Below are 23,960 nucleotides of genomic sequence, written 5' to 3' on the forward strand. Positions count from 1 at the left end.
GGAGGCAGGTTCCCGATGGCCGACGTCCAGAGCCGGTTCCGGCTCACCCACGACGACTTCGTCATGCGGAACCACCGGCTGCACGAGGTGTCGGTGCTTCCCGGCGTCGTCTTCTTCGACCTCGTCTACCGCACCGCCGTCGCGGCCGGCTGGGACCACCGCCGGCTCTGCGTACGGGACACAGTGCTCGCCGAGGCGATCGTCACCACCGACGGCTTCGACCGCGAGGTCGTGCTCACCATCGGCGAACCACAGGACGCGGGGCGTCCGTTCACCGTCCGCAGCCGCTGGCTTCGCGGTGACGACCCGGTGTCCGGCTGGCACGACAACGCTCACGGGCTGATCTGCCTCACCGACGAGCCGGTCCCGCCGCCGCTCGACCTGGCCGCGCTGCGGGCCGCCGCCGACCGGCACGACGACGTGGAGGTGCTCTACCAGCGGGCGGTACGGGAGCACATCCGCCACGGCCCGGCGATGCGCTGCCGCGGCACCCTGCACATCGGCGGCGGCGCGCTCCTGGCCGACCTGACCCGCGAGCAGCAACCGGGGGCCGCAGCCGCCGGGTTCCACCTGCACCCGGCCTCGCTGGACGCCTCGACGCTGGCCGGGTTCGGGCAGGTCGGGATGCCGACCGACGACCCGTTCGTGCCGATGTTCGTCCAGGAGTTCCGGGCACCCGAGCCGCTGCCGCCGACGTGTCATGTCCACGTGCCGCGCCCGGAACGGCTCGCGCCGTCCGGCGACGTGATCACCACCGACTACACGATCCGCGACGCGGACGGCCGGTTCCTGGCCGGCTTCACCGGCCTCACCTGCAAGCGCATCCGCGAATCCGGGCTGGTACGCCGGCTGCTCGCCGACGTGTCGGCCGACGCCGCGCCGGTCCGGCCCGCCGCCGCGCCACCGGCGACGGTGCCCGGGCAGCCCGCGGCGTCCTCGCCGGGCGCCGCGAACGGCTTCACCGACACGCTGCGCGCCGCCGTCGCGGACATGCTCGGCCGGCCGCCCGCCGAGGTGGCGACCGGCACCGGGTTCTACGACCTCGGCTTCGACTCGGTCGCGCTGCTCCGGCTCACCGAGCGGGTCGAGCAGCTCGTCGGCCGCAAGCTCTACCCGACGCTGTTGTTCGAGCACACCACCATCGACGCGCTCGCCGCGCACCTGTCCACCGGGCAGGCCCCGGCCGCGCCGGCCGTCCCTCAGTCGTCCGACGCGCCGGTGGCCGCCGCGGCTCCGGCCGCCCCCGAGTCGACGGTGCTGTCCTTCGTCGACGCCTGGGTGCCCGCGGACCCGGCGCCGCCGAGCACCGGTACCCCGGAGGCGCTCGTGGTGGGCGGCGCGCTCCCCGCCGGGCTCGCCGCCGCCCACGTGGACTCCGTCGACCGGCTCCGCGACGCCCCTGACCTGCCGCCCGCCGTCGTCCTGCTGACCGACGACCCGGCCGCCGACCTGTGGCGCGCCGCCACCGCCCTCGTCGACGCCGGACCGCGCGACCTGCTCGTCGTGCACGCCGGTGAGACCACCGCCGAGCAGGCGGCGACCGCGGCGCTGGCCCGTACCGTGACCGCCGAGATCCCCGGCCTGCGCTGCCGGTTCGTCCAGGTCGATCACGCCCGCGACCTCGCCACCGCGGTACGCGCCGAGCTGCGCGCGGGCGACGCCGAGCCGGAGGTCCGCCACGTCGGCGGCCGGCGTCTCGTGCGGCGATGGCGCGAGGTGGACCCGGCCGCCGGGGCCACGGGCGGGGAGCCGTTCCGCGACGGCGGCGTCTATCTGATCACCGGGGGATCCGGTGGTCTCGCCGCCGTCCTCGCGACGCACCTCGCGCGGCGGCACCGGGCCCGGATCGCCCTGCTGTCGCGTACCGCGCCCGCGGCGGCGCTCGTCGACCGGTGCCGCGCGGCGGGCGCCGAGGTGCACGTGGCCATCGCCGACGTCACCGACGCCGCCGCTGTGGACGCGGCGGTGACCGGTGTACGGGAGCGGTTCGGCCGGATCGACGGGGTCCTGCACTGCGCCGGCGTCACCCGGGACGGGCTGTTCTTCCGCGGCGATCCGGGCGACCTCGCCGCCGTCGCCGCCCCCAAACTCGACGGCCTGCGCCACGTCGACGCCGCCACCGCCGGTGACGCGCTCGACTTCCTGGTCGCCTTCTCCTCCGCTTCGGCCGACGTGGCCAACCCCGGTCAGGCCGCCTACGCGTACGCCAACGCGGGCCTGCGGCACGTCGAGCGGCGCGGTCGCGGCCGGACCGTCGTCATCGGCTGGCCGTACTGGGCCGAGGGCGGCATGCGCGCGCCCGCCGACGCCCTGCGCCGCTCGACCGAGCACACCGGCCAGGAGCCGATGCCCACCGACACCGCGCTGGGCGTCCTGCGCGACGTGCTGCGCGGTCCGTACGACGCGGTGCTGGTCCTGCACGGGCAGGCGGACCGGCTGCGGGAACTCGTGCCGGCCGCCGGTGCGGCTGCGGCCACCGCCGCCTCGCGCCCGGCCCTCGGAGCTGCCGCCGTCTCGCGCCCGGCTGCCGGGTCCGACGGCGGACCGGCTGTCGGTGAGCCGGCCGTGGGCGGGCCGGGCGACGACGCGGTCGCGGTGGTCGGCGTGGCCGGGCGTTACCCCGGCGCGGACGACCTGGACGCGTTCTGGCGCAACCTGGCCGGCGGCGTCGACGCGATCACCGAGGTGCCCGCCGGCCGCTGGGACCACGCGGCGCTGTTCGACCCGGAGAAGGGCACCCCCGGGCGTACGTACGGCCGGTGGGGCGGCTTCCTCGACGGCGTCGACCGCTTCGCGCCGACCTTCTTCGGGGTGTCCCGGCGCGACGCCGAGCGGATGGACCCCCAGGAACGGCTGTTCCTCACCACCTGCTGGCACGCCCTGGAGAACGCCGGACATCCGCCCGAGACCCTGCGCGGCGAGGTCGTCGGCGTCTACGCGGGCGTCATGTGGAACCACTACCAGCTCGTCGGCGGGGCCACCGACGGCGTCGCCCCGACCGCGATGCACTGCGCGATCGCCAACCGCGTCTCGCACACCTTCGACCTGACCGGGCCGAGCCTGGCCGTCGACACCGCCTGCTCGTCGTCGCTGATGGCCGTGCACCTCGCGGTCGAGAGCATCCGGCGGGGCGAGTGCACGCTCGCCCTGGCCGGCGGCGTGAACGTGACGGTGCACCCGCAGAAGTACCTCCAGCTCGCGCAGGGGCAGTGGTTGTCCACCGACGGCCGGTGCCGCGCGTTCGGCGCGGACGGCACCGGCTACGTGCCCGGCGAGGGGGTCGGCGCGGTGCTGCTCAAGCCGCTGTCGCGCGCGCTCGCCGACGGCGACCACGTGTACGGCGTCATCCGCGCGACGTCGGTGAACCACACCGGACGTACCGCCGGGGCGACAGTACCGAGCCCCGGCTCCCAGGCCGCGCTCGTCCGCGCCGCGCTGGACTCGGCCGGCTGGGCCCCCGCCACGCTGGGCTACGTCGAGGCCCACGGCACCGGCACCGCGCTCGGCGACCCGATCGAGGTCGAGGGCCTCCGGCAGGCGTTCGACGGTGCGGACCTGCCGGCCGGGGCGTGCGCGATCGGCTCGGTCAAGTCGAACATCGGGCACCTGGAGGGCGCCGCCGGGATAGCCGGCCTGACGAAGGTGCTGCTGCAACTGCGGCACCGCGCGCTCGTGCCGTCGCTGCACGCCGAGGAACTCAACCCGCACATCGACTTCGCCGCCGTGCCGCTGCGGGTCCAGCGCACGCTGGAGCCGTGGACTCCGCCGCCCGGCGTACCGCGGCGGGCCGGCGTCAGCGCGTTCGGCGCCGGGGGCACCAACGCGCACGTGCTGGTCGAGGAGTTCGCCCCCGCCGCCGCACCCGCGCCGGACGGGCCGGCGCTCGTGGTGCTCTCCGCGCCGACCGCCGAGACACTGCGGGCGTACGCGGGCGCGATGGCGGCCGGCCTGCCGGAGTCGACCGGCCCGACCGCGGCGGTGGCCGACCTTCTCGGCGTACCCGAGGAGGCGCTGGAACCGTCGGCGACCCTCGGCGATCTCGGGCTCGACCCGGCGCGGCTGGCGGACCTGGTCGGGGTGGAGGCGATCGGCCGGCTGAGCGTTGCGACGCGCCTCGACGAACTCGCCGCGGACCGGGGCGTCCGCGACATCGCCTACACGACGCAGGTGGGACGGGCGCCGCAGGCGGTCCGCATCGCCGTCGTGACGTCCGGCACCGACGCGCTGCGCAGCGCGCTGGAACGCTTCGCCCGCGGTGCGGACACCGGGGACGTGGTGACCACCGGCGCGCCCGCCACCGGCGATCCGGTGGCGGCCTTCCGGGCCGGTGACCTGCACGAGGTGGCCCGGCACTGGGTCGGCGGCGGCGCGGTCGACTGGTCCGCCTGCTACCCGGACGGGCATCCCCGCCGCGTACCGCTGCCGACCTGCCCGCTGCCGGAGGAGCCCTGCTGGATCGGCGGCTGGGACGCCGCTCGCGCCGGCTCCGCCGGCACGCTCCGCGCCGGGACCGGCGGTGGCGACGCCGTCGCGGTGGCCGCGAGCCCGCCACCGGCCGTCGACGGCGACGTGGTCGTGCCGGACGGGCCGGACCTGGAGTTCCGTGTCCTGGACCAGGGCGTCGCGCTGGTGTCGATGCGCGCGCCGATGTTCACCGACGGGCTGCTCGCGGCTTTGGGGGACACGTTCGCGGAGATCGAGCGGCGCGACGACGTACGTGCGGTGGTGATCACCGGCCACGGCTCGGTATTCAGCATGGGCGGCACTCCCGAGGCCCTGCGGGCGCTGGCCGAGGGCGAGGGCACGTTCACCGACGCCGCGCTCGTGTACGAGGGCATCCTGCGCTGCACCCGGCCGGTCGTCACCGCCGCCGCCGGGCACGCCTCCGGCGGGGGACTGGCGTTCGCCTGCTACGGCGACGTGGTCGTCCTCGGCGACACGTCGGTGTACAGCGCGAACTTCACCCGCTACGGCTTCACCCCGGGCATGGGCGCCACCTACATCCTGGAGCAACGCCTCGGCCCCGCCCTGGCCGCCGAGATGATGCTGACCGGACGGTCGATGACCGGCGCCGAGCTGAGCCGGCGCGGAGCCGGCGTGACCGTGCTGCCGCCGCAGGAAGTCGTTCCGGCCGCGCTGGACCTGGCCCGGTCCATGGCGGACAAGCCACCGGCGGTGATCCGGTCGCTCAAGAACGAACTCGCCGGCCGGATCCTCGACCGGCTGCCCGAGGTCATCGCCAGCGAGGTCCGAATGCACGGGAACGTCCTCGGCGCGGAGTCCGCCGCCCTGGTACGGGAGCACTTCACCAAGGTCGACGAGTTCCGTAGCCGGGCGACGCCGGCCGCGCAGCCGGAGCCCGGACCGGACGACGGCGCGGTGGGCGACGCGGTGACGGAGATCGTGGGCGCCCTGCTGTACCTGCGCCCGGACGAGGTGCTGCCGTCCCGCACCTTCGCCGACCTGGGACTGGACTCCATCGGCGCCGTCGAGCTGGTGCGGGACCTCAACCGCCGGTTCGGCACCGACCTGGACTCGGCAGCCGTGTACGACCACCCCACAGTGCCCGATCTCGCCCAGGCGGTGCTGCGCAACCTGGCCGAGTCCGCCTCCCTGCGCGCCCAGGCCACCGCGCCCCCGGAGCCGTCCGTCGTGGACGAACCGGTCCCGGCCAAGGTGCCCGGGCCCGCCGCACCCGCGCCCGCTGTCACCGAGGCCGCTACGCCGGCCGTCGCCGAGGTGGCCGCGCCCGCTGCGGCCGCTGTCACCGCGCCGGCTGTCGCCTCGCCGGCCGCCGCGGGCCCGCCGCCACTGGTCCTGACCGCGCCCGGCGCGGCGCCCGGGACTGCCCCGCCGTCCGGGGCCGCCCCCGCCACGGCCCCGGAGCCCCCGCCGCTGACGTTCGCCGTCCGCCCACCGCCCGCGTCGCCTTCCCACCGAGAGCCGGCACCGGCGGCGACACCGGCACCGGCGTCGTCATCCGCACCGGCCGGGACACCGGCCTCGGACGCGGCGTCGCCGGGCGCGGACCCGTCGACTGCGATCGCGGTGATCGGGATGGCCGGACGATTCCCGGGCGCCCCGGACCTCGACACGTTCTGGGACAACCTCGCCGCCGGCCGGTCCGCCATCCGGGAGGTGCCGTCCGACCGCTGGGACCTGACGGGACTCTACGACCCGGACCCGGCCGCACCCGGCCGCACCCGCAGCCGGTGGGCGGCGCTGCTGGACGACGTGGACGCGTTCGACGCCGGGCTGTTCCGCATCTCACCGCTCGAAGCCGAGGCGATGGACCCGCAGCAGCGGATCTTCCTGGAGCAGGCGTGGGCGGCACTGGAGAACGCCGGGTACGCCGGGCGGCCGATGCGGTGCGGCGTCTTCGTCGGCTGCGGCGCGGGCGACTATCCCCGGCTGCTGGAGCGGCACGGACGCAGCGACAGCAGCGAGGCGTTCCTCGGCGGGGCCAGCTCGATCCTGCCGGCCCGGATCGCGTACCTGCTCGACCTGACCGGGCCCACGATGGCGATCGACACCGCGTGCTCGTCGTCGTTGACGGCGGTGCACCTGGCCTGCGAGAGCCTGCGCTCGGGCGACTGCGACACGGCGCTGGCCGGCGGCGTCGCGGTGATGTGCACGCCGCAGATGCAGGTCTGGACCAGCCAGACGGGGATGCTGTCGCCGACCGGCCGGTGCCTGCCGTTCGACGCCGCCGCCGACGGCATCGTGCTCGGCGAGGGCGTCGGCGTGGTCGTCCTCAAGCGGCTGGACCGGGCGCTCGCCGACGGCGACCACGTCCACGGCGTCATCCTCGCCGGCGGCGTGAACGGCGACGGCCGTACCAACGGCATCACCGCGCCGAGCGCGGTCTCCCAGGTCCGTCTGCTGCGTGAGGTCCACGCCCGGGCGGGCGTCGAGGTCGGGTACGTCGAGACGCACGGCACCGGCACCGCGCTCGGCGACCCGATCGAGGTCAAGGCGCTGGCCCAGGTCGTCGGCCCGCACTGCCGGATCGGCTCGGTCAAGGCGAACATCGGTCACACCACGATGGCCGCCGGCGTGGCCGGCCTGATCAAGGTGCTGCTCAGCCTGCGGCACCGGCAGTTGCCACCGACCCCGCACGCCACCGAGGCGATCCCCGGGCTGCCGGTGGTGCGCGAACTCACCGGGTGGCACGACGACCGGCTGGTCGCCGGCGTCAGCTCGTTCGGCTTCAGCGGCACCAACTGCCATCTCGTGGTGGCCGAGGCGCCGGCCGCGACGGCGGGCACCGGCACCGGGCCGGTGGTGGTACCCGTCTCGGCCCGTACCGCGTCCGCGCTGCGCGACCTGACGGACCGGCTGGCCCGGCGCCTGCGTACCGAACCGGCCGACGTCCACGACGTCGCCGCGACCCTCGCGCGGGGCCGGGCGCACCTGGCGGTCCGGGCCGCGTTCGTCGCCGCCGACACCGCCGACCTGGTCCGGCAGCTCGCCGGCGGGCCGCCCGCGCCCGACGCGCCGGCCGACCTGGTCGCCCTCGCCGAGCGCTGGGTGGCCGGCGCGGACGTGGACTGGACGGCGATGCCGGCCGGGCGTCGCATCCCGCTGCCCACGTACCCCTTCGACCGCGACCGTTTTTGGACCGGCCGCGACCGGCGGGAGACGGCCCTCACCCCGGCCGACCCGCTGGTGGCCGACCACACGCTGCACGGCGTCCCGGTCCTGCCCGGCGCGGCGTTCCTGCACCAGGCCACCGCCGGCGGGACCGCCCGCGCCGCCGACGTGACCTGGCTGCGGCCCGTCGTGGTCACCGAGCCGGTGACGGCTGTCGTCACCCGGGACGACCGGATCACCCTCACCGTCGGGGGAACACCGCACGCCGTCGCCACCCGCCGCGCCCCCGACCCGGCACCGCCGGAGCGGGTGGACCTGCCGTCAGTCGAGGCCCGCTGCCCCGTCCGCCGTCCGGTCGACGACCTGTACGCGGGATTCGCCCGGGCCGGTCTGCGCTACGGGCCGTCCTTCCGGGTGCTGACGGAGCTGCGGCTGGGCGCCGGTGAGGCGCTCGGCATGCTCGCCACCGGCCCCGACAGCGACGTCCAGCTGCTCGACGGGGCGTTGCAGGCGGTCGCCGGGCTGGTCGATCCCGCCGACCGGATGCTCGTCCCGTTCGCCGTCGAGTCGGTCTTCGTCGCGGACCGGCTGCCGACGACCGCCCGCGTCCACGTGGTACGCCGGGACGGCGGACGGTTCGACGTGGTCCTCACCGACCTGACCGGTGACGTCCGGGCCCGGCTCGACGGTGTGACGCTGCGCCCCTACATGGCGTCCGGCGCCGCATCGGCCGAGAGCCGGCCGGTCGTGACGGCGCCGCCGGAGGACCTGCTGTACGTCCCGGCCTGGCGGCCGGCCGGTGCGCCCTCCGGCCAACCGCCTGCCGGGCGGGCCCTCGCCGTGCACGGCCCCGCCGACGCCGCGCTCGCCGCCGCCCTCGGCGCCGACGACACGCTGCCGCTCGGCGAGCTGCCCACCGGCCGGTACGACACGGTGTACGTGCTCGCCCGCACGGCCGACCCGGCCGCCCCGCCGCAGGACGACTCCGCGACGCCCGAGGCGTTCCGCCTGCTGCGCCGCCTGCTCGACCTGGGCGCGGACCGGGGACCGCTGACGCTCACATTCGTCGTGTCCGGGGTGGCCGGCCTGCCCGGCGAGCCGGTCCACCCGCACGCCGCCGGCCTGGCCGGGCTGGCGAGCGCGATCGCGGCCGAGTATCCGCAGTGGCGGGTCACCTGTGTCGACGCCGGTCCCGGCGACGTCACCCCGGCCGACGCGATCCGCCGCGAGGACGGCACCGACCGACTCGTCGCGCTGCGTGGTGACCGCCGCCTGGTCCGCCGACTGGAGCCGGTGGCCGGGCCGGCAGGCGTGGCGCCGCTGCGCGACGGCGGTGTCTACCTCGTCGTCGGCGGCACCGGCGGCATCGGGTTCGAAGTCAGCCGTCACCTCGCCCGGACCCGCCGTGCCCGGCTCGTGTGGCTCGGCCGGTCCCCGGAGGACGAGCGCATCCGGTCCCTGGTGGCGCAGATCGAGGCGCTGGGCGGACAGGCCGTCTACCTGCGTGCCGACGTCACCGACGCCGTCGCGGTCCGCCGCGCGGTGGCCGAGGCTCGACAGCGGTTCGGGCCCGTCGACGGCGCGTTCCACGCCGCGGTCGTGCTCCGTGACCGTGCCCTGTCCGCGATGGACGAGGCGGCGTTCACCGAGGTGCTGCGGCCGAAGGTCGCCGGTGTCGGTGTGCTCGCCGACGCGCTGGCCGGCGAGCCGCTGGACTTCCTCGCGCTGTTCTCCTCGGCGCTGTCGTTCGCTCCGGCCCCGGGGCAGGCCAACTACGCCGCCGCGAGCACGTTCGAGGACGCGTACGGGCTGGCGCTGCACCGCCGGGGACAACCGGTACGCGTGGTCAACTGGGGCTGGTGGGGCAGCGTCGGCGTGGTCGCCGACCCCGGGTACGCGGCCCGGTTCGCGACGCTGGGCATCGGCTCCATCGAGCCGGCCGAGGGCGTCGCGGCGCTGGAGCGGATCCTCGCCGGCCCGCACCCACAGGTGGCTGTCCTCAAGGGCACGAGGGACGGGCTCGCCGCACTCGGCGTCCACCCGTCGGCGCCCGCCGACGACGCCGTCACCGCGCTCGCGGCACCACCCTCGACGGACGGCACCGCCGCCGGGGACACCGACCCGTCGCTGGACCGGTCCAGCGCGGCCTTCCGTACCCTCGACGGGCTGGCCCGCGACCTGCTGCGCGACCGGCTCCGGGACCGTCAGGTGCCGGCCTCCGGGCCGCTGGCGGCCGCCGTCGCCGCGGCCGTGTCCGCGCCCCCGGCCGGCCTGTCCACCGCTGCCGTGCTCGCCCGGCACCCCGACCTCGCCCCGCACGTCGCGTTGCTGGCCCGGTGCGTCGACGCCCTGCCCGGCGTCCTGGACGGCCGGACCTCACCGACCGAGGTGCTCTTCCCCGGCGGCAGCACCGACCTGGTCGCCGCCGTCTACCAGGGGCAGCAGGCCGCGGACTTCTACCACCGCCTGGTGGCGGCGCAGGCCGCCGCTGCGCTCGGACGGACGGACGGCCGCCCGGGCCGGGTGCTGGAGATCGGCGCCGGCACCGGCGCGGGCTCGGCGTTCGTCCTCGACGCCTGCCCGGGCGTCCGGTACGACTTCACCGACCTGTCGACCGCGTTCCTCCGCGAGGCCGAGGACCGCTTCGGCGGACGCCATCCGGGCCTGCGGTTCGGCGTCCTCGACATCGAACGGGAACCGGCCGGGCAGGGCTTCGAGGCCGGCTCGTACGACGTCGTGCTCGCCACGAACGTGCTGCACGCCACCGCGGACGTGGTCCGCAGCCTGCGCCATGCCCGATCCCTGCTGCGCCCCGGCGGTGTGCTGCTGCTCAACGAGGTCACCCGCGCCTCCGACTTCCTCACCGCGACGTTCGGCCTCCTGCCGGGCTGGTGGCGGTTCACCGACGCCCGGCGGCGGCTGCCGCACTCCCCGCTGCTGTCGCCGGCCGGGTGGCGCGCGGCGCTCGCCGAGGCGGGCCTGACCGGCCGGATCCTCGGCATGCCCGGTGTCCCCGACGACGAGCAGGAGCAGTGCGTGCTCGTGGCGACGGCCGGTGCGGCGCCGGTGGACCGGGTGCCGGCCCGCGCCGCCCGGGACTACGTCCGCGCGGTCTTCGCGGAGGTCCTCAAGTACCGCCCCGACCAGCTCGACGACGACGTCACGTTCGACAACTTCGGCGTCGACTCGCTGGTCAGCCAGCACCTCGTACGCCGGTTCTCGGCCGACCTCGGCGACCTGCCGGCCACCCTGCTGTTCGAGCACCTGACGATCGAGCAGCTCGCCGACCACCTGGCCCGGGAACGGCCGGGCCCGCTCGCCGCCACGCTCGGCGTCGCGGCGGTGGACGCCGTGCCGGCGCCGGTCCACCCGGCGGAACCGGAGCGACCGGCCGTCCCTGCGTTCCCGGCCGCCCCGGTCACCTCGGTCACCTCGGCCTCCGCCGCCCGGGGCGACGCGGACGCGATAGCTGTCGTCGGCCTGTCCGGCCGCTATCCGGGCGCGCCGGACCTGGAGCGGTTCTGGCAGAACCTGGTCACCGGCACCACCTCGATCACGGAGGTGCCGCCGGAGCGGTGGGACTGGCGCGAGCACTTCGACCCGCGCCGCGGCCGGCCGGGGCACACGTACAGCCGGTGGGCCGGGTTCCTCACCGACGTCGACCGGTTCGACCCCGGCTTCTTCGGCATCCTGCCGAAGGACGCGGCCGCGATGGACCCGCAGGAGCGGCTGTTCCTGGAGACCGTCTGGCTGATGCTGGAGGACGCGGGCGCCCTCGGCGGAGCCCTGCCGCGCGACACCGGCGTCTTCGTCGGCACCATGTACGGCTCGTACGGCCGCATCGCCGCCGCGCAGGGCTGGCCGGAGGGCCGCTACACCGACGGGCACTCGGCGTACTGGTCGATCGCCAACCGGGTGTCGTACACGCTCGACCTGACCGGGCCGAGCTTCGCCGTCGACTCGGCCTGCTCCTCCTCGTTGACGGCGGTCCACCTGGCCTGTGAGAGCCTGCGCCGCGGGGAGTGCTCGGCGGCCGTCGCCGGTGGCGTCAACCTGGTCCTGCACCCGGCGCACCTGATCGCGCTGTCGTCGATGACCATGTTGTCGGCCGACGGCGCCTGCAAGGTGTTCGACGAGCGCGCCGACGGGTTCGTGCCCGGCGAGGGCGTCGGCGCGGTACTGCTCAAACCCCTGTCCGCGGCCCTGCGCGACGGCGACCGGATCTGGGGCGTCATCGAGGGCGGCTTCGTCAACGCGGGCGGCCGGACCGCCGGCTACACCGTCCCCAACCCCACCGCGCAGGCCGACCTGGTGGTCCGGGCGCTCGCCGCGGCCGGGGTGGCACCCGGCGACGTCGGCTATCTGGAGGCGCACGGCACCGGCACGGCTCTCGGCGACCCGATCGAGATCGCCGGTCTCGGCCGGGCGCTCGGTAACGCGCTGCCGGACGGCCGGCGGATCCCGGTCGGCTCGGTCAAGGCCAACATCGGTCACCTCGAAGGCGCCGCCGGTATCGCCGGCCTGACGAAGGTGCTGCTGCAACTCGCGCACGGCACGATCGCGCCCTGCGCGAACCTGTCCACTGTCAACTCCCGCATCGACCTGTCCGGGTCGTTCCTGCTGCCGACGAGCGCACAGCCGTGGACCGCGCCGCGGCGCGCCGGGGTCAGCTCGTTCGGGGCGGGCGGCGCGAACGCGCACCTCGTGGTCCGGGAGCATCCCGCGCCGCCGTCCGCGCCCGTCCAGCCGGGGCCGCACGTCGTGGTGCTGTCGGCGCGGACCCCGGAGCAGCTGCGGACGCTCACGGCCGACCTGGCCGACCTGGTCGAGCGGACGCGCCCGCGCCTCGACCAGCTCGCGTACAGCACCCAGGTCGGGCGGGCGGAGTTCGACAACCGGCTCGCCGTCGTCGTGTCCGACATCGACGAGCTGGTCCGCCGGCTGCGAGCCGGCGAGGTCATTACCGGAACCGCCGGCACCGATCCGCTGTTCGACGGCGACGGCGGCGCCGAGATCGCCGCCGACCTGCTGCGCCGCGGTCGGCTCGACCAGTCGGCGAAGCTGTGGGTACGCGGCGTCCCGGTCGACTGGGCGGGCCGCTGGCCGGTACGGCCGGGACGGGTGCCGCTGCCGCCGTACCCGTTCGACAGGCAGCGGCTGTGGCTGCCCGAGCCGACCGGTACCGCACGGCCGGCGCCGCCGTCCGTACCGGAGGGTGACCTGACCGCCGACGGCCGGGCCGCCGCGCTGCCGGGCCTGGCGGTGCCGGAGGCGACGGTGCCGGAGACCGCCGCGCCCGAGGCGGCGGTGCGGGAGACCGTCGTGCCCGAGGCGGCGGTGCCGCAGATCGTCGTGCCGGGGAGCGTCGTGCCGGACGTGGCGGTGCGGGAGACCGGCGTGTCCGAGAGCGACCCGTGCGTGTACCTGCGGCCGCAGTGGCGGGCCGAGCCGCCGCCGGAGGGTGGGCGGCCGCCGGCCCGCATCCGGGTGATCGGCGAGGGCCCGACGTTCGGCGGCCGCCACGACCAGGCCGACCCGGACGTGATCGTGGTGCACCTGCCGGCCCGTGCCGGCGGGCTCGCCGACGAGGTGCGCGAGAGCCTGCACACCGTCCTGCGGGCCGCCGTCGAGGTGCTCACCCCGGATCCGGCCGCGTCGCTGCGGATCGTCGTCGGCTGCCCGGACGAGCGGCCTGCCTACACCGCCGTGACGGCGGCGCTGCGCACGCTCGCGCTGGAGCACAGCGGCTTCTCCGGGGCGGTGGTCCGGGGTGGGGTGACCGCCGAGGCGGACCTGTGGCACGTCTCCGGGCCGCCGGAGCAGCGGGTCGACGACATCTGCTGGACCGGCGGCGTCCGTGAGGTACGCCGGATGGTGCCGTTCCGGCCCGGCCCGGCCGTCCGGCGCACCGGCGGCGTGTACGTCGTGGTCGGCGGCACCGGCGCCGTCGGCCGGCACCTCGCCGCACACCTCGCCGCGACCCGTACGCCCTCGGCGGTGGTGCTGGTCGGCCGGACCGCGCCGGCCGACGACGCCTTCGCGTTCGTCCGCGCGGACGTGACTGTCGAGTCCGACGTGCGCAGCGCCGTGGCCGAGATCCGCCGCCGCTACGGGCGCATCGACGGGGTGATTCACGCCGCGGGCGTGCACGACGACGCCCGCGCCCTGACGAAGCCGGCGACCGCCGTCGACGCGGTGCTGGCCCCGAAGGTGTTCGGCCTGCGGCACCTGGTGGACGCGCTCGGCACGGAACCGCTGGAGTTCCTCGCGCTGTGCTCGTCGATCGCCGGACGCACCGGCAACCTCGGGCAGGTCGACTACGCGTACGCCAACGCGTTCCTGGACGAGTTCGCCGCAGGCCGGCCCGGCACGGTGTCCGTCTGCTGGCCGCTGTGGGCCGACGGTGGGATGGCCGTCGACGACGCCACCCGCCGGTTGTTCGCGCGGCGCTGGGGGAGTGCCCCGCTGCCGACGGCCGACGCGGTACGGGCGTTCGACCGCGTCGTGTCGGGCACCGAGCCGGTGGTGGCGGTGCAGCGCCCGGTGGACGTCGCGCCGGAGGCCCCGGCCGGTGTTCCGGACCCGGAGCTGGACCTGGACGCGGAGCTGCGTGCGCTCGCCGCCGGGTTCCTGCTCGTCGAACCGGACGAGGTCGACCCGGACATCCAACTGCTCGACCTGGGCTTCGACTCCATCTCGCTGACCGGGCTGGTGAACGAGACGAACGAGCGCTTCGGCGTCGACCTGCTGCCCACAGTCCTCTACGAGCACCCCACGCTCGCCGCCTTCGGCGCGTACCTGCGCACCGTACTCCCGGCCCGGCCGGCCCCGGCCACCGTGGACGCCGGGCTCACGGCGGCCCGGCCCGCGGCGGAGGCCGCCGAGCCCTCGGCGGACCTGCCGGCCGACGCGGTCGCCGTGGTGGGAATGGCCGGGGTACTGCCCGGCTCGCCGGACCTCGACGCCTTCTGGCGGCACCTCGCCGCCGGCGACGACCTCGTCCGCGCGGTCCCGGCCGACCGCACCGACCTGCTCGGCGACCCGGCCACCGCCGGTGTCCGCGCCGGTTTCCTCGACGACGTACGCTCGTTCGACGCCGACCTGTTCGGCATCGCGCCGCGCGAGGCCGCGCTGATGGACCCGCAGCAGCGGTTGTTCCTCCAGACCGCCTGGCAGGCCGTCGCCGACGCGGGATACCGGCCGGAGGACCTCGCCGGCACCGACACCGGGATCTTCGTCGGCGTGTCCGCCTGCGACTACGACGACCTGCTCCGCGCGCACGACGTGCCGGTCGAGGCCCACACCGCCAGCGGCCTCGCCGACTGCATCCTGGCCAACCGGGTCTCCTACCTGCTGGACCTGCGCGGCCCCAGCGAGGCCGTCGACACCGCCTGCTCCAGCTCGCTCGTCGCGGTGCACCGCGCGGTACGGGCGTTGCTGGCCGGGGAGTGCGCCACGGCGCTCGCCGGTGGGGTGAACGTGCTGCTGAGCCCCGGCCTGTTCGTGGCGTTCCAGTCCTCGGGCATGCTCAGCGCCGACGGCCGGTGCAAGACGTTCGACGCCTCCGCCGACGGATACGGCCGCGGCGAGGGCTGCGGCGTCGTGCTGCTCAAACCGCTGCGCGCGGCGGTCGCCGACGGGGACCAGGTGATCGCCGTCATCCGGGGCAGCGCGGTGAACCACGCCGGCCGCGGGCCGTCGCTGACCGCCCCGAACCCGCAGGCGCAGGCGCAGGTCGTCAGCCGGGCGTACCGGGCCGGCGGCGTCGACCCGGCGAGCGTCAGCTACATCGAGGCCCACGGCACCGGCACCCGGCTCGGCGACCCGATCGAGATCGAAGGGCTGAAGAAGGCGTTCGAGGGCGTGGACGCCACGATCGCGGTCGGGACGGTGAAGACGAACATCGGCCACCTGGAGGCCGCGGCCGGCATCGCCGGGCTGCTCAAGGTGCTGCTGAGCCTGCGGCACGAACGGCTGCCGCGCACGCTGCACCAGCAGCGGCGCAACCCGTACCTGCGGCTGGACGGCACCCCGTTCACAGTGCTGGACCACGACGTGCCGTGGACCGGCGACCGGGTCGCCGGGGTCAGCTCGTTCGGTTTCGGCGGCACCAACGCCCACGTGGTCGTGCAGTCGCCGCCGCCGCTGCCGGCGTCCCCGGCGTCGGGCCCCTGGCGCCTGGTGCTGTCCGCGTCCGGTCCCGCGGCGCTGGCGGAGTACCGGCGCCGGGTCGCGGACCACCTCGCGGAGAGCACCGACATGGCCCGTGCCACGTACACGCTCCAGGTGGGACGGGAGGCCCTGGCCCACCGGTTCGCCGCGGTGGTCGCCGACGCCGCCGAGGCGGTGGCGGTGCTGCGCGGCGAGGCGCCGCCCCGCCTCGACGCGGAGACCGAGACCTGGCTGGCCGGCGGCGACGTCGACTGGGCGGCGACCTGGGACCACCGGCCGGCCCGGATCTCCGTCCCCGCCCCGCCGCTGGACGCCCGGCCTTTCTGGTTCGACGAGGGACCGGCCCGCGCCGCCGCACCCTCCCGGCCCGCCCCGGCCGAGCTGCCCGCCCCGCGTGTTCCGGCGGAGCCGCCCGCCCCGGTCCGGCGCACCGCCGCCGACCGGATCGTGCTGCGTGATCCGTCGGCGTTGCGCAGGAACGGCGCGGGCCGGCGCACGGCCGCCGACGCGGGAGCGGTGAACGGCGGACCCGCGTCGAACGGCGCGGCCCCGGTGGGCGTGCTCGCCCGCCCGGCCCGACCGGCCACCCACCCGGCCGGAGCCGGTTCCGCCGCTGCCGCGCCACCCGCTGCCGCGCCACCCGCTGCCGCGCTACCCGCTGCCGCGCCACCCGCCGCCGCGCTACCGGCCGCCCCCGAGCGGCCGAGCCCCGTCGAACCGCACGCCCCCGTCGACCAGCCGGGCCGCGCCGAACGGCCGGCCGCCGCCGTCGCCCAGGGGCCGGCGCCCGCGGAGGTGGCCGAGGCGGTACGGGACTGTGTGGCGCGGGTGCTCGGCGCCGACCGTACGGAGATCACCGCCGACCGGGCGTTCGCCGACCTCGGCCTCGACTCGATCTTCCGGATGGAGCTGGCCCGGCTGGTGGTGGCGACGTTCGACGTGGAGATCACCGCCGCCGACCTGTACGAGCACGACACGGTCGAGGCGGTGGCGGCGCTCGTGGCCGCCGGTACGCAGGCATCACGCCCGGTCACACCGGCCGGAGACGGCGTCGAGGAGATCGTGACCGGGGTGCTGGAGCGTGCCGTCGAGCCCGGCCGGACGTTCGCCGACAGCGGCCTCACCTCGTTCGACATGCTGCGGGTCGTCGGCGCCCTGGAACAGCGCTACGGCGCGCTGCCTAAGACCCTGCTGTTCGACCACCCCACGATGCCCGACCTCACCGCGTTCCTGGCCGGGCGGTCCGCCGGGACCGGCGTCCGGACCGAGACGGGCACCGGTCCACGGGCCACCGGCCGGACGATCGAGAGCGGCGCCGAGGTCGACGGCGAGCCGGTAGTCGTCCGCAAGCGGACCCTGCCCGGCCGCCCGGCGCTGCGTGACCTCCTGGCCGACCTCGACCGCCGCCACGCCAAGGAGGGCGGGCTGGCCGGACGGGACATCGCACCGTACGCGTTCGTCGACTCGGCGCGGGCCGGCTACGTCAACTTCTCGGTCCGCGGCGACGACGTGTTCGCCTGGAGCTTCGTCGGGCACCACGACCACTTCCACGACCTCGTCGCGGAGTGGATCGCGTGGGCACGGCGCAACGGCCTGCGGCCCAACTTCCTGTCCCTGGCCCACCTGACCGAGGTCGCCGGGGAACCGGTCACCGCGACCCCGTTCGGGGCGGTGCAGCGCCTGACGGACCTGGCCTCGTTCACCGTACGGGGCGGCCGGATGCAGCGCCTGCGCAGCCTCCTGCACCGGTTCGAGCGGGCCGGTGACTGCCGGATCGAGGAGTATCAGGCCGGCGCGTCGCCGGAGACCGACCGGCAGATCGTCGGTCTGATCGACTCCTGGGGTCGCCGCAAGCAGATGGTGAACCCGTACGTCGGCGTGGTCCGGGAGGAGATCGGCGGCGGCACGCTCGACCCCCGGCACCGGGTCTTCCTCACCCGTGTGGACGACGTTCTCGTCAACGCGGTCATCGTCACCCGGATCCCGTCCGAGCGGGGATACCTGCTCGATCTGGAGTTCTACGCCGACGAGATGCCCGCCGGTGGCCTGGAGTGGGCGATCGTCCGGATCATCGAGGTGACCGCCGCCGAGGGCTGCACGTCGTTCAGCTTCGGGGCGAGCTTCGGCGTCGCCATCACCGAGTCGCCGAACGCCGACCCGGCGGTGGCGGACGCGCTGGCGGAGCTGCACTCGGTGGGCGTCTTCGGGCCGGGCAACTTCCAGTTCAAGAACAAGTTCCGGCCCGAGAACACGCCGATCTACCTGTGCCAGCCGGCGACCGGCGACCGTACGTCGGTCACCGACATCATCCTGATGATCGCCAATCCAGACCTCGTGGACGGCGCCCCCGCCGATCCCGCGCCGCTGAACGCCGCACCGCCGCCGCACGCCATCGTGCCGCCGGACGCCGCCGTGCCGTCGCACAACGCCGCGCCGCCGGAGGACGCGGGCCCGCCGCCGGACCCGGCGCTGCGGCCGGGACGTACGGATCTGCTGGCCGCGCACGGGTACAACGCGCTCGCCCTGCCGACCGAGCTGGTCCCCTTCGACCTGCTCACCGACTCCTGGGCGGAGCGGGCGGACGGCTTCGTCGCCGCCCGGACGCGGCTGCTCGCCGAACGGTCCGGCCCGCCGGAGCTCACCGCGCACGACTGGCTGCCCATGCCCGAGGTGGTGCCGACCCGGTCCGGGCGGACGGCCGAGGAACTGCTGTGCCGCTGCCACCCCGGCCCGCGCGGCGTCGTGCTGCACGCGGCGGCCTTCCCGACCTGGCTGTCGACGCTCGCCGACCTCGGCTACGAACCGGTCGCCGTTGGGGTGGGCCGGCTCGACCCGGAGACGATCGAGGCGTTCGCGGCGGAGCTGACCCGCCGGCCCGCCGGGTCGGTGTCGTTCGTGGTGGCGGAGGCGGCCAACAACGCCGCCGGTGGCGTACCCGTCGAACCCGGCGCCCTCCGGGAGCTGCGCCGCGTCACCGCCGCGCACGGGGTGCCGCTCGTCCTGGACGCCAGCCGCGTCGTCGACAACGCCGTCGCGCTCGCCGGCCCCGGCGGGGATCCCTGGGCGGTGGTGCGGGACCTGCTCGCCGTCGCCGACACGGCGACGCTCAGCCTGTCCAAGGACTTCGGCGTCACAGCGGGCGGCCTGGTCGCCACCCGCGACCCGGAACTGGCGGCGCGGCTGCGCGAGCACGTGGCGCGGCGCGGCTCCGAGGTGGACCGGGCCACCCGGATGACGCTGCGGGCCGCCCTCGCGGACCGCCGGGGCGTCACGGAACTGGTCCGGCGGCGCGTCGCCGCGGTCGCGGTGCTCCGCGACGGCCTGCGGGCGGCCGGCCTGCCGGTCGTGGACGTCGACGGCGCCCACTGTGTCCTGCTCGACCTCGCCCGGATGCCCGGCCTGGCCGGTCAGGAGCACCCCACGATGTCCGGGCTGGCCTGGCTCTACGCCGGCGCCGGAGTCCGGGGCGGGCCGCACCTGGCGATCGGAGGGCCGCTCGCCGGCACCGTCCGGCTGGCAGTGCCGGTCGGCTTCGGGTCCGACGACGCCGAGGCGGTGGTGGCCGCCGTCGCCGCGCTCGCCGCCGCACCGGGAGAGATTCCCGAACTGGTCACCGGCGGGGTCCGCACGGCCGGGGAGGCGGCCCGGGCGGTCTACCAGCCCGCCGACCGGGTGCCCGAGGACGTCCGGCAGGCGCTGCGCGACCAGGCGCCGGCCGACGACAACGGCAGCGTGCTGCGGGAACACCAGCCGGCCGTACGCCGACGGGTGGTGCCGGTGGCCGGTGCCCAGGTGGAGGTCTTCACCGCCGGCGACGGCCCGCCGCTGCTGCTCGCGCACCCGTTCAACATCGGCGCGGGCGTCTTCGCGCGCCAGTTCGAGGCGCTGGCCGGGCGGTACCAGGTGATCAGCGTCCACCACCCCGGCGTCGGGGCGAGCACCGCCTCGGCCGACCTCACCCTGGACGGGATCGCCGCCCTCGAACTGCGGGTGCTGCGGGAGATCGGGGTCGACGGCCCGGTCCACGTCGCGGGCGCGTCGTTCGGCGGCCTGGTCGCGCTCACGTTCGCCCTGAATCATCCGGAGGACACGGCCTCGCTGATCCTGCTCGGCAGCTCCTACAAGATCGGCAACCGGGTCGGTGAGATCAATCGGCTGGCCGTCGTGGCCGCCCAGGACCTCGACCGCACGATCGAGGGGTCCGGCGCGGACCGGCTGCGGCACGAGCGGGCCGCCGTGGAGGCGCTGCTGCTGCGCTGCGAGAGCATGGACCCCCAGACCGGGCTGCGTTACCTCGACGTGTTCGCGGCCCGGCCGGACCTCCGCGACCGGCTGGGCGAGCTGGACCTGCCGGCGCTCGTGGTGCAGGGCCGGCACGACACAGTCATCCCGTCGGAGACGGCGCGGCTGCTGCACCAGGGCATCAGGGGCGCCCGCTACGAGGAGATCGCCGACGCCGGCCACTTCCCGTATCTGACCAGCCCTCGGGAGTGCAACCGGATCCTGACCGACTTCCTGCGCGGCGCCGGAGGGGAGGGGTCGTGACCGTCCTGACTCCCGAGCTGGAACTGCTCGGTCCCGACGCGACGACCCGTACGACTGTGGTGCGGCCCGGCATGTGCGGGCCGGGGTCGCTGTTCGTCGGCCAGGTCGGCGACTGGACCTGGGACACCGTCAGCGCGCTCTGCGACACCAACGTCTACACCGCCCGCGACGCCGACGGGATGCCGACCTACCTGGCGTTCCACTACATCCACCTGCGCGGCGGCGCGGACCTGCACGTGCGCGGCATGACCTTCGGCGACGTGCTGCGGGTGGACTCGCGGTCCTTCGCCTCCGGCAGCGAGTCGGTGCTGACGCTGCACGAGATCCGGCGCGGCGACCGGCCGGGACGCGTCGTCGACCCGGACGAGTTCTACGCCCACCCCGACCCGGGATGCCTGTACGCGCAGAACTTCAACCGCTGGGTGGTGCGCGGCCCGTCCGGCGGCAACGGCGACCTGCGCAGCGCGTCCCCACCGGGGTTCCGGCACGGGCACCTGCCCGTGCTGCCCGCGCGGCACTCGCCCCGGCGCGCGTACGCCGAACTGCGCGCCCTCGGCGCCGAGCCCGACCCGTCCGACCCGCTGGACCGGCTGGCGCTGGACTACCCGGTCGATCCGAGCCGCGACCTCAACGGGGTGGGGCTGCTCTACTTCGCGTCCTACTTCTCCATCGTGGACTGGGCGTCGCTGCGGCTGTGGCGGCACCGCGGCGGCACCGACGCCGGCTTCCTCCGGCGGATCGTGCTGGATCAGCGGATGAGCTACCTCGGCAACGCCGACGTGGGCGCGGTGCTGCGGGTGCGGGTGTCCCGGCGGCCGGGCGGCGACGTGCCCGGCGCCGACGAGACGGTCCGGGTGGTGCTCGCCGACCGCGACACCGGACGGCCGCTCGCGGTGGCCCTTTCGCAGACCCGGACGGAGGGAACGACGTGAGCCCCAGCGACGAAGCGGTCCGGCGGGTTGTCCACGAGGTGATCGCCGAGATCCTGCCGGCGGTCCCCGGCGACCGGATCCCGGGGGACGCGCACCTGCGCGACCTGGGCGCCGACTCGATCGACCGGGTCGAGATCATCCTGGCCCTCCGTGAGCGGCTCGGCGTCGACGAGCCCCTCGGCAGCTTCAGCGACCTGCCCGACATCGACCACCTGGTCGCGTACCTCTGCGAGGTGACGGCATGAACGTGGGCATCGAGGCCCTGAACGTGTACTGCGGGGTGGCCTCCGTCGCGGTGCCGGTCCTGTTCGAGGGGCGCGGTCTGGACGCGGCCCGCCTCGGCAACCTGATGATGACCGCGAAGTCGGTCGCGCTGCCGTTCGAGGATCCGGTCACGCATGCGGTGAACGCCGCCAAGCCGATCCTCGACGCGATGGACGAGGCCGACCGCGACCGGATCGAACTGCTGGTGACCTCCAGCGAGTCCGGCCTGGACCTGAGCAAGTCGATCGCCTCGTACGTGCACCGGCACCTCGGGCTGAGCCGCCGCTGCCGGATGCTGGAGGTGAAACAGGCCTGCTACGCCGCGACCGGGGCGCTCCAGCTCGCCTGCGGCTACCTCGCCGCCGGCCTGTCACCGGGCGCCAAGGCGCTGGTGATCGCGACGGACGTGTCACTGTTGAACGAGAACGCCTCGTACACCGAGCCGGCGATGGGTACCGGCGCCGCCGCGGTGCTGCTCGGCGACGACCCGCGGGTGCTCGACGTGGACCTCGGGGCGTTCGGGACGCACAGCTACGAGACGTTCGACTCGGCCCGGCCGGGCCCGACGTTCGACGTCGCCGACGCCGACCGCTCGCTGTTCGCCTACCTGGACTGCCTGACGAACGCCTACGCGCACTACGCGGAGAAGGTGGCGGACGTCGACTTCGCCACCACGTTCGCCGGGCTGGCCATGCACACGCCGTTCGCGGGCATCGTCCGCGCGGCGCACCGCAAGCTCGCCCGCGAGCACCGGCTGCCCGACGCCGACGCGGACTTCGCCCGCCGGGTCGCGCCCGGCCTGGAGTACCCGCGGCTGGTCGGCAACCTCTGCTCCGGCTCGGTCTACCTGGCCCTGGCCAGCCTGATCGACCACCTGCGGCCCGACGACCCGGTACGCGTCGGGATGTACTCGTACGGCTCGGGCTGCGCCGCCGAGTTCTACAGCGGCCTGGTCGACGGCCGGTCCACCGCCGAGGTCGGCCGGATGCGCATCGGCGAGCACCTCGCCGGCCGGTGCGAGCTGACGTTCGACGAGTACAAGCGGATCCTCGCCGACAACGCCGACTGCCTGGTGCCGGTGGCGGACAAGCGGATCGACCCGGGGCGGTACGCCGAGGTGCTGGACCGGGTGGCCGGTGCGCGCACGCTGCTCGCCTGCACCGGCGTCCGCGCCTACCACCGCAGCTACGAGTGGATCGGAGCGGGCGCGTGACGCCGGGGCGGGATCTGGCCGCCGCGCTGCTGGCGGCGGGTCCGCTGCTGCGGGTGCTGCCGCCACCGGTACGGGTGCGGTGCGCCGACCCGGCCACCGCGGCCGCGCTGGCCCGGCTGTGCGACCGGCTGGACGTGCCTGCGCCGGCGCCGGTGACCGACGCCGCCGGCCTCGGCCCCTTCGAGCGGGTGGTGAGCGACCTGCTGGACCTCGACGCGAACCCGGCACCGCCGCCGGCGGACGAGCCGCGCGTGGTCGCCGAGGCGCGCGAACAGGACTTCACCTGCCGCTTCCGGCGCACCGACGTGCGTACCGGCGACGGGGTGGTGCTGCCCACGTACGCCGTCGGCGACCCGGACCGGCCGCCGGTGCTGATGGTGTCCGCGTGCGGGATGCCCGCCCGGCTCGCCGAGGGCTGGGCCGGCCGGCTGTCCCGCGACTTCCACGTGCTCGTTCCCGAGACGCGGGGCCTGTTCGCGGACGTGGACGGGTTCTCCGCCGACACCGGCGTGGTGGCCCAGGCCGACGACCTCCTCGCGGTGCTGGACCGGTTCGGGCTGCGCCGCGCGCACCTGATCGGCCTGTGCGGCGGCGCGGTGCTCGCGGTCGTGGCGGCCGCGCGGGCGCCGGAGCGGGTGTCGTCGCTGAGCCTCTGGCACGGCGACTTCGACCTCGGCGACGAGAGCCCGAAGACTGACCACCAGCAGAACCTGCAGGCCCTGATGGCGATGGCCGCCCGCAGCCCGCAGCAGGCCGCGGCGGTGCACGCGGTGCTCACCAACACCATGCTCGGCGTCGCCCCGCCACGGCTGGCGCACCTGGTCACGTACCCGTACGCGACGCCGGAGCTGCTGCGCCGGTACTGCCGGCTCAACGGCGCGATCATGGGCACGGACCTGCGCCCGTACCTCGCCGGGCTGACCACGCGCACGCTCGTCGTCACCAGCGAGGACGACCACACGGCGCACCCCGCCGGGTCGCGGGCCGTGGCCGCCCGGATCGCCGGGTCCGTCCTGCACGTCGCCGAGCACGGCGACCACCTGTCGCTGTTCCACGCCGAGGAGAGCCTCGTCGACCTCGCCGCGCGATTCGTCGCCGGCGACGACGCCCTCGGCACACGATCTCCCGCCGAAGCCGGCCGGCGGGTGCCCCCCGTCCCGACGAGAGGTGGAGAGGAGGTGTTCCCATGACCAAGGAGACCGCGCCCAAGAAGTCGCTCCCGGTGCGCAAGCTGGAGTCCA

The 23,960-nt window shown here is 75.8% G+C and carries 5 protein-coding genes; all 5 read left to right on the plus strand.

Going from position 1 to position 23,960, the window contains the following annotated elements:
- The first annotated feature begins 15 nt into the window (after nucleotides 1-15).
- Genes BFV98_RS00755 through BFV98_RS00775 form a run of 5 tightly spaced genes read left to right on the plus strand, consistent with a single transcriptional unit; the run spans nucleotide 16 to nucleotide 23,909 of the window.
- Complete coding sequence (locus BFV98_RS00755; RefSeq protein ID WP_071098702.1) at nucleotides 16-20,310, plus strand: SDR family NAD(P)-dependent oxidoreductase; 20,295 nt, start codon at nucleotides 16-18, stop codon at nucleotides 20,308-20,310.
- Nucleotides 20,307-21,242, plus strand: a complete 936-nt coding sequence (locus tag BFV98_RS00760; protein ID WP_030268226.1) for an LnmK family bifunctional acyltransferase/decarboxylase — start codon at nucleotides 20,307-20,309, stop codon at nucleotides 21,240-21,242. Before BFV98_RS00755 ends, BFV98_RS00760 begins: the two co-directional genes overlap by 4 nt.
- A complete protein-coding gene (locus tag BFV98_RS00765; RefSeq protein WP_013287041.1) occupies nucleotides 21,239-21,487 on the plus strand; it encodes an acyl carrier protein in 249 nt (82 codons plus the stop codon). The genes BFV98_RS00760 and BFV98_RS00765 overlap by 4 nt, the downstream gene beginning before the upstream one ends.
- Nucleotides 21,484-22,719, plus strand: a complete 1,236-nt coding sequence (locus BFV98_RS00770) for a hydroxymethylglutaryl-CoA synthase family protein (RefSeq protein ID WP_071094400.1) — start codon at nucleotides 21,484-21,486, stop codon at nucleotides 22,717-22,719. The genes BFV98_RS00765 and BFV98_RS00770 overlap by 4 nt, the downstream gene beginning before the upstream one ends.
- Nucleotides 22,716-23,909, plus strand: coding sequence for an alpha/beta fold hydrolase (locus BFV98_RS00775; RefSeq protein ID WP_071094402.1), 1,194 nt, complete (start codon nucleotides 22,716-22,718; stop codon nucleotides 23,907-23,909). Before BFV98_RS00770 ends, BFV98_RS00775 begins: the two co-directional genes overlap by 4 nt.
- Nucleotides 23,910-23,960: the final 51 nt, after the last annotated feature.

This window comes from Micromonospora sp. WMMB235 (genome assembly GCF_001855515.1).
In the GTDB taxonomy this organism is placed as follows: domain Bacteria; phylum Actinomycetota; class Actinomycetes; order Mycobacteriales; family Micromonosporaceae; genus Micromonospora; species Micromonospora aurantiaca.